Genomic DNA, 14,501 nt, shown 5'->3' on the forward strand with positions numbered 1-14,501 from the left:
CCGACATCTTCGGGCAAAATGCCCGAGATGTCGGCCGGGCGTGCGAAGGTAATCGGCGTGGTGCGGCACGTGCAAGGGAACCTCCCGGCGGAGGTGACGAGCTTCGTCGGTCGTGGTGGCGAGGTTGCCGCGGCCAAGGCGCTGCTGTCCAGCACCCGCCTGCTCACCCTGACCGGCCCCGGCGGCGTCGGCAAGACGCGCCTGTCCCGCCAGGTGGGTGCGGCGGTGCGGCGGGCCTTCCCCGACGGCGTGTGGCTGGTCGAGGTGGCCCACGTGCACGACGGGGAACTCGTCGCGTTGAGCGTCGCGAACACCCTGGGCCTGCGCGATGACACCAGTGCCCCGCTGGCCGGGCTCACCGAGTACCTGGCCGGCAAGAGCCTGCTGCTGATCTTGGACAACTGCGAGCACCTGATCGACGCCTGCGCCGAGCTGGCCGGCCGGCTGATCCCGGCGACCACCGAGGTGCGGATCCTGGCGACCAGCCGGGAACCGCTCGGTGTGGACGGCGAGCAGATCATGCCGCTGGCGCCGCTGACCGTGCCCACGGTCGACGAGGACGGCGGCCCGATCCCGGACGACAGCGATGCTCTGCGGTTGCTGATCGAGCGGGCCGCGGCCGCGAACCCCGAGTTCCGGGTCACCGCGGCCAATCGTGGTGCGCTGGCGGCGATCTGCCGCCGGCTCGACGGCATTCCGCTGGCGCTGGAACTGGCGGCGCTGCGGTTGCGGATGTTCACCCCGGATCAGGTGCTGGCCCGCCTCGACGACGCCATGAAGCTGCTGACCACCGGGTTGCGCACCGCGCCGCGCCGCCAGCAGACGCTGGAGGCGGCGATCCGGTGGAGCTATGACCTGTGCCGGCCGGACGAGCAGCGGCTCTGGGAGCAGCTCTCGGTCTTCGCCGGCGGGTTCGACCTGGAGGCCGCCGAAGCCGTGTGCTTCCTGGAACCGCCTGCGGTGCTACTGGATTCGCTGACCGGGCTGGTGGAGAAGTCGGTGCTGAGCTACCGGCACGACAGCGACGGCACCGGGCGCTACACCATGCTGGAACCGCTGCGGCAGTTCGCGCTGGCCGAGCTCGCGGCGCACGGCGACGAGCGGGCCGTGCGGATCCGCCATCGCGAGCACTACTATCTGCTGGCCCATCGGGGTCGCACCGACTACTGGGGCAGCCTGGACGCCGACTGGTTCCGGGACGTCACCCGCGAACATGCCAATTTGCGTGCGGCGCTGCAGTTTTCGCTGGCCGACCCGGAGGGCGCGCACCGGGCCCTGGAGATCGCGAACGAGCTGCGGCCGTTCTGGGAGCACTATCGCTTCCTGCTCGAAGGCTATCGCTGGCTGGGAGAGGCCCTGGCCAAGGATCCGGCGCGCAGCGTCGCCCGGGCCCGGGCGCTGGCCGCGGCCTCGGTGATCGCCGCGATGCTCTCCGATATCGCCGAGGCGAACCGCTTCGCGGACGAATGCCTGGAGCTGTCTACCGAATTGGACGCGACCGAGGTGCTCGTGGAGCACCGGCTGCTGTCCGCGCTGCTGACCTTCGCCGCCGGTGATCCGCACAGCGCGCTCGATATCGCCGTGCGCGCGGCGGCGGAGGGCGCGGCGTGCGCGCACCACGGCGTGGAGGTGGAGAGCCTGGCCTTCGGCTACGTGTGCGCCATGATGCTGCAGGACGCGCGGGCGACCGAGATCGCCGAGCAGTTCGCGATGAAGACGGCCGCGCACGGGTCGCATCTGCTGGGTGGCCTGGCCAGCTGGGCGGTCGGCACCGATCGGTGGCGCAACGGCGACCAGGACCAGGCCATCGCGGAGCTGCGCCGGGCCATCGAACAGTTCCGGCTCTTCGATCGATGTGTGTGGACCGCGTCCGGGTTCGACGGTCTGGCGTGGGCGGCCGCGGCCCAGGGCGATCAGGTGCGGGCGGCGCGGCTGATGGGGGCCGCGGTGGCGGTGCGGCGGGGCAGCACGCAGCGGCTGGCGCACGCGATGACCGAGGCGGTCGGCGACAAGGTGCGGGTGCAGGTCGCGCACGCGCTGGGGGACCGGGAGTTCCAGGCGGCCTTCGACAGCGGCGTCGCGTTGCCGCTGGACGAGGCGATGAGTTACGCGCTGGGCACCGAGCCGGAGCCCGCGCCGGTACCGAAAGCCGAAGTGGCGGACGTGCTCACGCGCCGGGAGAAGGATGTCGCGCGCTTGGTCGCGGCCGGCTACAGCAACAAGGCGATCGCGACCGAGCTGGTGATCTCCATCCGCACCGCCGAGAGCCACGTCGACCACATTCTGACCAAGCTCGGCTGCACCTCGCGCACCCAGATCGCCGGCTGGGCAACGCGGAATCTGACCTGAGGCCTACTCGCCGGTCTTCCCGTCGTGTGCCTCGCGGAGCAGGTCGGCGTGACCGTTGTGCCGGGCGTACTCCTCGATCATGTGCAAGTAGACCCAGCGCAGGCTGTACAGATCCGGCCGGTCCGGGCGCGGATGGTGGAAGGTGCTGTCCAGCGTCAGATCCTTGACCGCGGCGTCGCACTTGCGGGTCTCGTCCAGGTAGCGCGCGTAATCGTGTGCGGCATCGGTGGATTCGATCGCGTTGAAGTCGGCGTCGACGTCGTCGGTGTAATCGAAGACCGTGCTGATGTCCTGGGCGGCGGCCGTGCGCCGGAACCAGCCGCGCTCCACCTCGGTCATGTGCCGGAGCAGGCCGAGCAGCGTGAGGGTGGAGGTGGGCAGCACCTGTGACTTGAGCTGCTCCCCGGTGAGCCCGGAGCATTTCCACAGCAGGGTCTCGCGGTGGAAGTCCAGGAAGGCCTGCAATTGGCTGCGCTCGTCACCGATGAGTGGGGTGTCGCGTCGATCGATATCAGGTGCCGTCCACGTCATCCGCCGACCCTAACCCGGCCGTGCGCCACACGCGAAAGTTCAGTGCAGCCCGTGGGTGAGGAAGTCGGTGACCGCGCGTTCGAACGCGGCCTTGCGCTCGATCTGCACCCAGTGCCCGCACCGGCCGAACAGCCGCAGATCCGCGTTGGGCAGCTGCCGCGACGGCAGCAGCGCGCCCTCGACCGGGGTCACCCGATCGTCGCGGCCCCACAGCATCAGCACCTCGTGCCGTAGCCCGCGCAACTGCGCCCACAGCGGAACCTGTTCGGCCAGTGCGGGATCGGCGAAGGTGGCGTACGCGTCGCGCAGGGCCGCGATGGCGGCCGGGTCGGCGGCGGTGCGCAGCCGGGTCTCGACCAGCTCGTCGGTGAGGATCGACTGATCGAACACCATGGTGCGCAGCCAATCCAGCACCCGATCCCGGGTCGGGTCGGCGGTGAAGTCGAGCAGGCGCCGAATCCCTTCGGAGGGTTCGGGTCCCAGGACGTTGACGCCGACACCGCCCGGCGCCATCAGCACCAGCCGGTCGACGCGCCGGGGGTGCTCCAGCGCCACCAGGGTCGCGACCGCGCCGCCCATGGAATTGCCCAGCAGGTGCGCACTGGGCAGATCCAGTTGGTCGAGCAGGCCGATCACGGCGTCCGCGGCGATGCGAAGGTAGTTGCGCTCGTACACTTCTGGGCGTCCGCTGGCCCCGAAGCCGGGCTGGTCCAGGATGAGGCACCGGAAGTGCTCGGCGAGCGTGGCCAGGTTCCCGCCGAAGTTCGCCCAGCCCGAGACGCCCGGGCCGGAGCCGTGCAGCAGCACCAGCGGCGGGCCCGAACCCGCCTCGTGGTAGCGGAGTTTCAGCCCGTCGGCGGTCACCCACCGGGTCGTCGACTCGGCGGTGTGCATCAGATCATCCGGTCTTCGACGGTGATCCCGAACTCGCCGCGCCCGAACATCGCCAGCGCCCGCTCCACATCGTTGATGACGTGCACGCTGCCCGCGTGCGCGTCCCGCCAATGCCGTTCGATCGGATTGGGTTTGCGGATCGAATGCCCGCCGGAGTTGTCGAACAGCAGCTCGATCGCCTGGATCGAGCGTTCGGTGCCGCGCACCTGATCGCGCCGGGTACGCAGCCGGACCCGGGCCGGAATCTCCTCGCCCGCTTCGGCATACCGCAGCAGCTCGGTGATGTTGCGCTCCATCTGCAGGATCGCGGCATCGATCTCCGAGGCCGCGCGCGCCACCCGGACCTGCGCGAAACCGTCGTCGGCGACCTTCTGCCCGCCGTAGGACAACCGCACCCGGTCCCGCATCCGCTCGATATGCGCCTCGTAGGCGCCCTCGGCGGCGCCGATGATGGGGGCGACGATGGTGTTGGAGAACACGGCCGCGAACGGGATCTTGTACAGCGCCGCGGGATTGGCCTCCTGGCCGGGCCCGCGCAGCTGGGACTGCTCGCTCGCGCTGTAGGCGCGATGGTCCGGCACGAAGGCCTTGTCGATGATGATGTCGTTGCTGCCGGTGCCCGACAGGCCCACCACGTGCCAGACATCGTCGATCTCGTAGTCCGCGCGCGGCACCAGAATCGTCAGATAGACCGCGGGATTGCCGTTCTCGTCCGGCGCCATCGCGCCCAGGAACACCCATTCGGCGTGCGCGCAGCCGGAGGAGAAGCTCCAGCGGCCGCTCACCTCGTAGCCGCCCTCGACCGGCGTCAGCTTTCCGGTGGGCGCGTACGACGAGGAGACCAGCGTGTCCGGATCGGCGCCCCAGACGTCCTCTTGGGCTCGCAGCGGGAACAGCGCGAGCTGCCACGGATGCACGCCGAGCACCGAGGACACCCATCCGGTCGACGGGCAGGCCGCCGCGATCGCCCGGATGACCTCGTAGAAGGCCACCGGCGAGGCCTCGTCGCCGCCGAACCGCGACGGTTGCAGCATCCGGAAGACACCGGCCTCGGTCAGTTCCTGGATGCTCTGCGCCGGCACCTGCCGCTGCTGATCGGTCTCGGCGGCCCGCTCCCGGATCGCCGGCAGCAGGTCCCGTACCCGATCGAGCACCTTGTTGGTCATGACGGGCGTCCTCCTGCGTTCTCCGGGAATAGGATTCGACATTGCCAGGATCGCGCACCAGAGGCGCAGATCGTGCCGATTCCCCGACGCTATGCCGGATTATTCGCCGGGGCAGGTGCCAGTCCCGATGATCGGAACCGCCCGCTCAGTCGCCGCCCCCGCCGCAGCCGCCGCCCCCGCAGCTGCTCCCGCCGCCACAGCCGCTTCCGCTGTCGCTGTCGCTGTCACCACCGCCGGCGTCCCAGTCGCTGTCGCCGCCGTCCGAGCTGCCGCCGACGATCAGCGCGATGATTCCGATGACAACGAGCGCGACGCACGCGATGCCGATGAGCATTCCCATTTCTGGAACGGTAGCTGGCCTTCTGCGTGCGCGTACCCGGTTGAACCAGCGCTCAGCTGCGCCGTGCCGCGGCGGTGCCCGCCCGGCGGCCGAAGTAGGTGCCGTCGCCGAGGGAGGTGCCGCTGATATAGCCCGCGCCGTGCAGGCCCGAGGCGGCGCGGCCGGCCGCGTACAGGCCGGTGATCGGCGTGCCGGTGCGATCGAGGACCGCGCCGTCGACGGTGGTGTGCAGGCCGCCGAGGGTGAAGACCGAGGCGCCGGTGCCGCGGCGGGCGCTGCCGCGGCCCGGCGGACGGACACCGGCCTTGACGTCGATGGCCGCGAAAGGGGGAGCGAGTGGCCGCAGCCACCGGGGCGCCTTGTGGAAGTCGGGATCCGTTCCGTGCGCGGCGAATTCGTTGTATCGGGTGAGGGTGGCGGTCAGCGCGCCCGGCGGTAACCCGAGCAGGTCGCCGAGTTCGCCGGCGGTCTCGGCGACGTGGGCCGGTCGCACGCCCCAGCGTTCCGCTTCGGGAAGCTCCTCGAAGGCCTGCTCGTCGAGGATCACCCAGACGTCCATGTCCTGATCGAACAGCGCGGCCTGGCCGATGCGGCCGGGATAGGTGTCCTCGGTGACGAACCGCTCGCCCCGCCCGTTGACGACCAGACCGCGCGCCGCCAGGCCGGGGACCAAGGCGATCCCGGCCTGTCCGGTGGACATGTGGCGCACCGCCGCCCCGACCGCCTGCGCCATCCGGATGCCGCTGCCGTCGTCGGTGCCCGCGCTGACCTTGGTGTGGCCCAGCAGGCGCGGGGCGTGCGCGGCCAGCATCTGGTCGTTGTCGACGAAACCTCCGGTGGTGAGGACCAGGCCGCGGCGCGCCCGGACGGTGAACGTCTGCCCGTATCGGCGGGCGCGCGCGCCGAGGACCGAACCACTGTCGTCGACGATCAGATTCGTCGCCGCCGTGTCGTACTGTGCTGTCACACCGGCGGATTCGGCGGCCGCGACGAGCACGTCCATCAGCAGCTTCCCGCCGAAATCCGGTGCGGTGGGCCGATGCCCGCGCGGCGCGGGCGTCGCGAGTTCGGTGAACGGCCAGCTGTTCTCGCCCAGCCACATCAGGCCGTCGTCGGTGGGCGGCACCCAGGCCGGCGCGTCCCACAGGCTGGGTGTGAACGGCACGCCGCGGTCGGCGAGCCAGTGGAAGTGCGCGACGCTGTCGGCGCAGTAGAGCTCGATCTTCTCGGCGTCGGCGTCCGGCCCCAGCGCGGCCCGCAGGAACGCCGCCATCTGCTCGGGGCTGTCGTCGAATCCGCAGGCCCGCTGGATCGGGGTGCCGCCGCCGAGGTAGACCTCGCCGCCGGACAGGGCCGAGGCCCCGCCCGGGCCGCCCGCCTTGTCCAGCACCAGGACCTCGGCGCCGCCGGTCGCCGCCTCGAATGCCGCCGCGGCCCCGGCACATCCGTACCCCAGGACCAGGACATCGGTCTCGAGGTCGAAGGCCCGCACCTGCTCCGGTATCTCGCTCATGGGTGCCAGCGTCGCCGGTCCCGTCCGGCCGACCAGGAACCCATCTCGGTGGGCAGGGACGGCGGACCGGTGAGTGGGACTGGTTTCGGTCGCCGCCGGACGCACTCGGGACAGTGTGTGAACGGCGTCACTTTCACGTGAGGATGCCAGTGAGGAGACAGATACATGGGTGCGGCGGCTGGGCTGCGGGTCCTGATCACCGGAGTTACCGAACCCAGCGGTCGCGCTGTGGCACGGATGCTGCTGGCCGCCGGGCACGAGGTAGCGGGCCTGGACCGGCGATGGCATCGCTTCGTGGATCCGCGGGTGCGATTCACGGCCGGCGACCCGGCCGACGCGGCGGCGTGCACCGCGGCGCTGGCCGGCTGCGCGACGGTGCTGCATCTGGGTGGTCCCGATGTCTCGGCGATCGCCGCGGCGGCACGGGCCGCCGGTGCGCACCTGATCGTGCCGGTGGTCGCGGGAGCGCGCTCGGCGGGCGTGCCGGAATCCGACATCGTTGCGTTGCTGAAAGATTCGGGCGCGGACTACCTGCTGGTGCGGACCGCCTTGCCCGCGGGCCGCCGCATCGGGCACGAGACCCGGCGCGCCCTGGAACCCCTCCTGGGCTCGCGCTCGGCGGACGGTTTCCAGCTGCTGCACACCGATGACCTGGAACGGTTCCTGGTGCGGGCCGCCACCGCGCCGCGCGTCGGCGTCGTCGAACTCGCCGCGCCCGGGCTGGTTTCCAGCACGCAGATGCGAGACCTGATGCGCGACAAAGGTGTCCGGTATTCGGCCTGGGTGCCCGGCTGGGCCGGAAGCCGCGCGCAGCTCGATTCGACGGCGGCGCAGCAGGGCTGGGGCTTCCGCTGCGGCTGGTCCGCGCCGGAGGTCGCCGCCGACATCGTGCGCGGCCTGGTCGGGCGCGCACCGGCGGGCGGCGATTTCCGGACCCGGCGCGGCGCGATTCCGATACCGGGCCAGGTGATTCCGGCCCGTGCGCGCACCTCCGACAACCACGAGCTGGCCGATGTCGCCCCCGAGGGGCTGGAGGGCGAGTTCGACGACCGCGTCGACCCGCGCTATCCCGTGCACACCGCGACCAACACCTCCGAGGCGCTGCCGGGCCCGCTCACCCCGCTCACCATCGATCTGCACGCCGGCGCCATCCGCCTGGCCAACGAGGCCATGGGCACGATGATCGCGCTGGACGGAATCGCGTTGGAGCACTGGACGAGTCGGGTCACCACCGTGCTCGGTCATCACATCTACATCAACGCCTCGATCGGCGTGCTGGCCGCGGAGAACATGCCCGGCTGGGACGAGGAGAGCATCCGCCGCGACGCCTACGGCAACATCCCCGACGAGATCCCGCTGACCCCGCACGGCAAACCGCCCATGCCCACCGGCCTGGGCAGCGTCGCGGGCACCTGGCGCGCCACCTCCCGGGTGATCGCCACCGCCCGGCGCTTCGGCGCCACCGCGGAGCTGATCAACGCCGCCGCGCAGGCCGAAGTCCTCGACGCCGCCGCGATCCACGAGCTCAGCGACGAGCAGCTGCACGTGCGCGCCCTGCTCTGGCGCGACCGGCTGTATCAGGCCTGGCAGGCCGCCTCGATCGGCGTCATGATGACCGGCGCGGCGACCGCCGTGCACGCCCGCGGCAAGAACGCGGGCGAGGTGCCGATCGATCTGCAACGCCTCGAATCGGCCAAGCCGATGCTCGCGGTGGAGCGGCTCGCCGAGATCTGCCGGACCGACACGGGACTGCGGGAGCTGGCCCGGGCCGGTGATCTGGCCGCGGCCCGGGAGAAGTCCCCGGCCTTCGCGGCGGCCTTGAACGAGGAACTGGTGAAGATCGCGCACCGCGGCCCGGGTGAGTGCGAACTCATCAATCCCACCTTCGGCGACAAGCCCACCCTGCTGCTCACCGCGGCGGCGCGCGCCGCCGAAATGCCCGCGCCCAAGCGCGAACCCGTCGACGCGGCCCCGGGGCGCACGGCCCGCATGGCCGCCGGTGCGACGGTCGCGCGCGAACGCGCCCGCGACGCCGTGGTCCGCGTCAACCACTGTCTGCGCCTCGCGGTGCGGGAGCGCGGAACCCGTCTGGTCGCCGCCGGCGTGCTGCGCGAGGCGGAGGACGTCTGCTTCCTCACGCTGGACGAGATCTTCGGACCGCCCGCCGAGGCCGCCGCGGTGGTGACGCGCCGCCGGGCCGAGCGGGCGCGCCTGAAGGGCATCCGGATGCCCGATGTCATTGCCGGGCACTGGGAACCGGTCGCCGACGCGGGCGCGCTCGCCACCGGCGCGAGCCTCACCGGGATCGGCGTGTGCCCCGGCGTCGTCGAGGGCCGGGTGAAACTCGTGCTCTCCCTCGACGACGACATCGAGCCCGGCGACATCCTGGTCGCCGCGGTCACCGACACCGGCCACACCGCGATGTTCGCCTACGCCGCCGCGGTGGTCACCGACATCGGCGGCTCGGCCTCGCACGCCGCGATCGTCGCCCGGGAATTCGGCATCCCCTGCGTGGTCGACACCAAGACCGCGACCACCAGCCTCGCGGATGGCCAGCGGGTCCGGATCGACGGCGCCGCGGGCACGGTGACGCTGCTGGCGTGAGGCGCGGCCGCTCCCGGAGCTGTCAGGAGGTGAACCGGTCCGCGGCGGCGCCGCGCAGATGGCCCGCCGGCAGCTTGCGGCCGCATTGCACCAGCAGCAGGTCCTGGGCGTGACCGGTGAGCGGTGTGCCGGAACCGAAGGTCCAGTCCATGTCGTCGGCGCGCAGTTCGAGGCCGTCCAGATCGGCGCCGAAGAACTCGATGCTCTTGGTCGTCTGGTCGCTCAGCACATACCGCAGGCGATCCTCCGGCACGCGGCGATCGAGGCCGAGCGCCACGGTGATGTCGAGCCCGTGGATGATGTCGTGGCCCAGGGTGGCCTCGTATCCGCTGCCCGGCGGCTTCCACGGGTGCGTGATGTTGTCCTGGACGGAGCGCGCGAGGTCGGCGGTCGAGAGTCGCGCGGTGTCCTTGCGTGCGACGCGGTCCGCCATCCGGTTGAAATCACCGCGGGACCGGGCCATCTCCAGCGCGAACTTGGGCAGTGACATCCGGTAGGCCATGGTGATGTGCGCGACGACCTCCCGGACGCGCCACCCGGCGCACAGGGACGGCCGGTCCCAGGCGCTCTCGTCCAGCCCGGCCAGCACGTCGGCCAGGTCCCGGCGTTCCGCTTCGATGGCCTTGCGTATCTCGGTCTCGCTCATCCCGGCTCCTCGCTGTCGGTATACCTGTGCTCGACATAGGACGGCGCGGGGCGCGCGGATTCATCGGGCCCGCAGGAACGTGCCCGCCCGCACGGTGCTGCCGAACCCCTCGGCGAAGGCGCCGTACTCGTAGAGGATCTGCCCGTTGACCAGGGTCGCCGCGACGGTGCGGTCGTTGCGGTTGACCATCCGCCGCACCTCGATGCCGGGCATCGGGGCTTCGGCGTAGTCCGCGCTGCTGCCGTCGAAACCGGCCGGATCGATCACCGCGATATCGGCGCGCGCACCCTTGCGCAGGTGCCCGGCATCCAGGCCGTACCAGTCCGCGAGTTCACCGGTGAGCCGGTGCACGGCCTGCTCGATCGGCAGGAAACCGCGCTGATGCGCGCGTTCGAGCAGGCGCAGGCCGAAGTTGTAGAAGGCCATATTGCGCAGGTGCGCGCCGGAATCGGCGAAGCCGACCTGGACCTGGGCCGAGCGTTGCAGGCGGTCCAGCACGTCGTCGCGATCGTTGGCGATGACGGTGCGCCAGCGCAACGCGGAGCCGTGCTCGACCGCGAGGTCGAGCAGCGCGTCGGCCGGTTCGATGCCGCGTTCCTCGGCGACCCGGCCGAAGGACTTGCCGACCACCTCGGCCGCCGGGCAGGCCACGATCTCCGCGTCGTAGAGGTCGCGGTGCCACACCCGGGGCCCGAATCGCTTGGTGAGATCCTTGCGGAACCGGCGGCGGTAGGACTCGTCCGCGAGCAGCTCGCCCCGCCGCATGACGTCGCGGATGTTCAAAGCCGCTACGCCGGAACCGAATTCCTCGAACACCACCAGGTCGACGCCGTCCGCGTACACCTCGAACGGCACCGGCAGGTGCTGCCAGCGGAACTGGGCGCCGCCCAGCTTGTTGGTCAGCCAGGCGGCGGCCACGGCGGCGCGGGCGACGGTCCGGTCGGCCTTCACGTCGGCGGCGGCGATCAGCGTGGTCTTGAGCGGACGGCGCAGGCGGCCCGCGCTCTGCGTGAAGTAGCGCAGCAATTCGACCCGGGAAGTGAGATTCGGAGTGCTCTGATGCACCCGATTTCGTTGCCGCAGAACCTTGTTGAGTACCGCGTATTCACGCCAGCTCGCGTAGGTGGACGGTAGCCGGCGGGTCGGGTAGCGGGTGCCCTCCAGTTTGGAGAACGAGCTGCGGATGGTCGACAGGCCGACGAAGCCGGCGTCCAGCGCGTCGATCAGCATGCGGCGCATGCGATCCAGTTCGGGCCCGGTCGGTGCGGCGTGCGCGTCCACCGCCCGCTCCAGGCCCATGACCGCGACCCGGATATCCGAATGTCCCAGGAGTGCGGCCACATTCGCGCCCAGCGGCCGGGCGGCCAGCGACGCCGCGTACGATCCGGGCCCGTCCCAGTCCTTGTGCTCCTTGACCGCCGCGTGCACCGCGTCCCACGGCAGCGCCTCCACCCGCGCGAACATGTCCGCGCAATCCTCGGCCGCGGCGTACACCGTGGACAGCGAGCAGTTGCCGAAGATCACCGTGGTCACGCCGTGCCGGACCGATTCGCCCAGCCCGGGGCTGCCGAGCACCTCGGCGTCGTAATGCGTGTGCACGTCGAGCATGCCCGGCAGCACCCATTTCCCGGCCGCGTCGATCGTGCGCGCCCCCTCGGGCAGCCACCGTCCGACCGCGGCGATTTTGCCGTCGAGGACTCCGACGTCGGCGATCCGCGGTGCGCTGCCCGTGCCGTCGTACACCAGTCCACCGCGAATCACCACGTCGTAGCGAGTCATTGCAGCCCCTCACGCTTGCCGGGATATCCGGTACCCCTGGTATGCGCTACATGGTCCCACGCATGGTGTTCGCGGGTCCACGGTCTCGCCCCGCGCGGAGTCGGCTCGACCTGCTGTCGCGGCCCGTATGTTGGGCCGTTGCTGCCGAGACACCCATCAGCCGTGCAGAGTTTCGCGGACGGCCTGGTATCGGGCGCGGATCGACGCACCGACGGAACCATCGTGCGGTGCAGCGACTTCGGTGACGGTCGACGACCTCCACTCCGGCGGATCCGGGGTGCCCGCCAGTGCCCACGCCGCTTGGCGGGCCGCGCCGAGAGCGACGTATTCGGCGGGCTCGGGGACCGAGACCGCGGTGTCGAAGATTTGGGCGGCCGCGGTGCGCACGAGAGGTGAGCGGGCCGCGCCGCCGATGAGCAGGACGCGCTCGACGGGGACGCCGGTGCCGCGCAGGTGGTCCAGGGCGTCGGCCATGTTGCAGAGCATGCCCTCGTAGGCGGCGCGGGCGAGGTGGGCCGGGTGCATGTTGTCCGGGCGCAGGCCGTGCAGTGAGCCGGTGGCGTGCGGGAGATTGGGGGTGCGTTCACCGGTGAGGTAGGGGAGCAGGGTGACTCCGGCGGCGCCCGGTTCGCTCTGGGCAGCAAGGGTTTCGAGTGTTTCGAGGTCGACCCCGAGGAGGTCGGCGGTGTACGAGAGCACGCGCGCGGCGTTCAGGGTGCACACCAGCGGGAGGAAATCGCCGGTGGCGCTCGCGAATCCGGCGATGGCGCCGGTGGGGTCCGCGCTGGGCTCCGCGGTGCGGGCGAACACGGTGCCGCTGGTGCCGAGGGAGACGACCACGTCGCCCGGACCGATCCCGAGACCCAAGGCGGCCCCGGCATTGTCACCGGTGCCCGCCGCGACGAGCACTCCGGTGGGCGTGTGCCCGGCAACTTCGGACGGCTCCAAGACCCGGGGCAAGCGCGGTACTCGATCGCGGAAAGCCGAGGCCAGCAAGTCTTTGCGGTATTCGTTCGCCGCCGGAGACCAGTAGCCGGTCCCGGAGGCATCCCCGCGATCGGTGGTCGGCTCCGCGTCCGCCCCGCACAACCGCCACGTCAGATAGTCGTGCGGCAGCAGTACCGTCTGCGTCCGGTCCGCGTGCGCGGGCTCGTGATCGGCGAGCCAGCGCAGCTTGGCGACAGTGAACGCGGCCACCGGGACACTACCCATCGCCTCCGCCCACACCCGCGGCCCACCGAGCTCCTCGATCAGATCACCGGCCGCCTGAGCGGATCGAGTGTCGTTCCACAGCAGCGCATCCCGCACCGGCCGCCCACCCGCGTCCAGTGTCACCAGGCCATGCTGCTGACCCGCGACGGCGATCGCCTCGACCCGATCGAGCAGCCCCGCACTCGCCTCCTGCAACGCCTCCCACCACTTCTCGGCGGAGACCGCCGTACCGTCGGGATGCGCCGCCTGCCCCTGCGCGACGATCGTCCCCGATTCCGCCTCGCAAACAACAACTTTGCACGACTGCGTCGAACTATCCACGCCCGCAACCCAGGTCATCGCACACCTCGCCTCATCGTCTTCTGATCAGTACCCGTCGAAATCGATCGCTCCGGGCGCGAGTCCCGAAGGACCTGAGCCGATTCGGCGGAGTCATCTCCTTCATGAGCGCCCCGGGGAGAGCTGGATTTTCCGGCCGACGCCCTCGCGGAAGGCTTGGAGCGCATCCGGGAATTCGTCGAGCCCGAAGGTGTGCGTGATCATGGCGTCGGCGTCGATCACCCCTTTGCCCATGAGTTCTACTGCGCGACCGAAGCTTCCGAGTACCGCCATCGATCCGATGATGCTGATCTCGTCGTTGTAGATCCGGAACGGTGATACCGCCGCCGTCGCGGCCCCGGGGGCGACTCCGAACTGCTGGAACACACCACCGCGGCGGACCCGCGACAACCCGTCCTCGATCGCCGCGATCACGCCGGTGCAGTCGATCACGACCTCCCAGCCCTGCGGGCGCTCGAATTCCTCGGCGCTCGCGGCGATCGCCTCGGCCCCGAGCCGCGCCGCGACCTCGAGTCGCGTGGTATTCGTGTCCACCACCGACACTGAAGCGGCCCCCGCCCGCCGCGCCAGTTGCGCCATCAGCAGGCCCATCGTTCCCGCCCCGTAGAGCAGGTAGTGCGCGCCGAGCGTGCGCGGCAACCGGTCGAAGGCGTGCACCGCGCAGGACAGCGGCTCCACCAGCGCCCCGTGCGCCATCGACAGCCCGTCCGGCAAGCGATGACAATTGGCCGCGGGCACCGCGACATACTCCGCCATCGCCCCGTCCACGGTGTCCCCGATGGCGCCCCAGCGCTCACACAGATTCCCGCGCCCGATCCCGCAGTAGTGACACGCCCCGCAGAACAGCGACGGATCCACCGCCACCCGATCCCCGGCCCGCCACCCACCACCGCCGGTCACGATCTCCCCGGCGAATTCATGCCCCGGCACAATCGGATACGGCGTCGGCGGAAACTCACCCTCGACGATGTGCGCATCGGTCCCACAGATCCCCACCGCGCCCACCCGCACCACCACTTCCTTGGGCCCGGGCACGGGATCGGGCACCTCTGCCACGGAGAACCGCCCGGGCGTCTCGATCACCAGCGCACGCATATCCCTACCTTGCACCCGCGTCCACGGACCCGG

At 71.0% G+C, this 14,501-nt stretch carries 11 protein-coding genes; 2 read left to right on the forward strand and 9 right to left on the reverse strand.

Translation table 11 applies throughout. The features are described from left to right. Positions 1 to 27 precede the first annotated feature (27 nt). Positions 28 to 2,349 (forward strand): LuxR C-terminal-related transcriptional regulator, encoded by a 2,322-nt coding sequence (locus AB0H76_RS14565; RefSeq protein WP_357322748.1) that lies wholly within the window; start codon positions 28 to 30, stop codon positions 2,347 to 2,349. A gap of 3 nt (positions 2,350 to 2,352) precedes the next feature. On the opposite strand, the gene AB0H76_RS14570 is transcribed toward AB0H76_RS14565, so the two are convergent. The 5 genes from AB0H76_RS14570 to AB0H76_RS14590 all read right to left on the reverse strand — a co-directional run bounded on the left by AB0H76_RS14570 (position 2,353) and on the right by AB0H76_RS14590 (position 6,793). Further along, on the reverse strand, positions 2,353 to 2,880 hold the full coding sequence (locus AB0H76_RS14570; protein WP_357322751.1) for a DinB family protein: 528 nt from the start codon (positions 2,878 to 2,880) through the stop codon (positions 2,353 to 2,355). Between the two features lie 39 nt (positions 2,881 to 2,919). Then, on the reverse strand, positions 2,920 to 3,774 hold the full coding sequence (locus tag AB0H76_RS14575; RefSeq protein WP_357322754.1) for an alpha/beta fold hydrolase: 855 nt from the start codon (positions 3,772 to 3,774) through the stop codon (positions 2,920 to 2,922). Next, entirely contained in the window at positions 3,774 to 4,940 is a 1,167-nt protein-coding gene (gene hsaA, locus AB0H76_RS14580; protein ID WP_357322757.1) for a 3-hydroxy-9,10-secoandrosta-1,3,5(10)-triene-9,17-dione monooxygenase oxygenase subunit, read from the reverse strand. Before hsaA ends, AB0H76_RS14575 begins: the two co-directional genes overlap by 1 nt. Before the next feature lie 145 nt (positions 4,941 to 5,085). Further along, on the reverse strand, positions 5,086 to 5,280 hold the full coding sequence (locus AB0H76_RS14585; protein ID WP_357322760.1) for a hypothetical protein: 195 nt from the start codon (positions 5,278 to 5,280) through the stop codon (positions 5,086 to 5,088). A gap of 52 nt (positions 5,281 to 5,332) precedes the next feature. Further along, the gene (locus AB0H76_RS14590; RefSeq protein ID WP_357322763.1) at positions 5,333 to 6,793 is read right to left on the reverse strand and encodes an FAD-dependent oxidoreductase; all 1,461 of its coding nucleotides are present in this window, start codon (positions 6,791 to 6,793) and stop codon (positions 5,333 to 5,335) included. Positions 6,794 to 6,958: 165 nt separating this feature from the next. Here AB0H76_RS14590 and AB0H76_RS14595 point away from each other — a divergent pair, with 165 nt between their 5' ends. Then, positions 6,959 to 9,397, forward strand: a complete 2,439-nt coding sequence (locus AB0H76_RS14595) for a PEP-utilizing enzyme (protein WP_357322766.1) — start codon at positions 6,959 to 6,961, stop codon at positions 9,395 to 9,397. Positions 9,398 to 9,419: 22 nt separating this feature from the next. Here AB0H76_RS14595 and AB0H76_RS14600 read toward each other — a convergent pair whose 3' ends face one another. From AB0H76_RS14600 to AB0H76_RS14615, 4 genes are all read right to left on the reverse strand, one after another. Beyond that, positions 9,420 to 10,043, reverse strand: a complete 624-nt coding sequence (locus AB0H76_RS14600; RefSeq protein ID WP_357322769.1) for a maleylpyruvate isomerase family mycothiol-dependent enzyme — start codon at positions 10,041 to 10,043, stop codon at positions 9,420 to 9,422. 60 nt (positions 10,044 to 10,103) lie between these two features. Beyond that, entirely contained in the window at positions 10,104 to 11,822 is a 1,719-nt protein-coding gene (locus AB0H76_RS14605) for an amidohydrolase family protein (RefSeq protein WP_357322772.1), read from the reverse strand. Positions 11,823 to 11,978: 156 nt separating this feature from the next. Further along, positions 11,979 to 13,373, reverse strand: a complete 1,395-nt coding sequence (gene xylB, locus AB0H76_RS14610) for a xylulokinase (protein ID WP_357322774.1) — start codon at positions 13,371 to 13,373, stop codon at positions 11,979 to 11,981. A 102-nt stretch (positions 13,374 to 13,475) separates the two neighbouring features. Beyond that, positions 13,476 to 14,468 carry a zinc-dependent alcohol dehydrogenase family protein gene (locus AB0H76_RS14615; protein ID WP_357322775.1) on the reverse strand — a complete coding sequence of 331 codons (993 nt, stop codon included), beginning with the start codon at positions 14,466 to 14,468 and terminating at the stop codon, positions 13,476 to 13,478. Positions 14,469 to 14,501: the final 33 nt, after the last annotated feature.

The sequence above is a fragment of the Nocardia sp. NPDC050712 genome (genome assembly GCF_040654295.1).
GTDB lineage: Bacteria > Actinomycetota > Actinomycetes > Mycobacteriales > Mycobacteriaceae > Nocardia.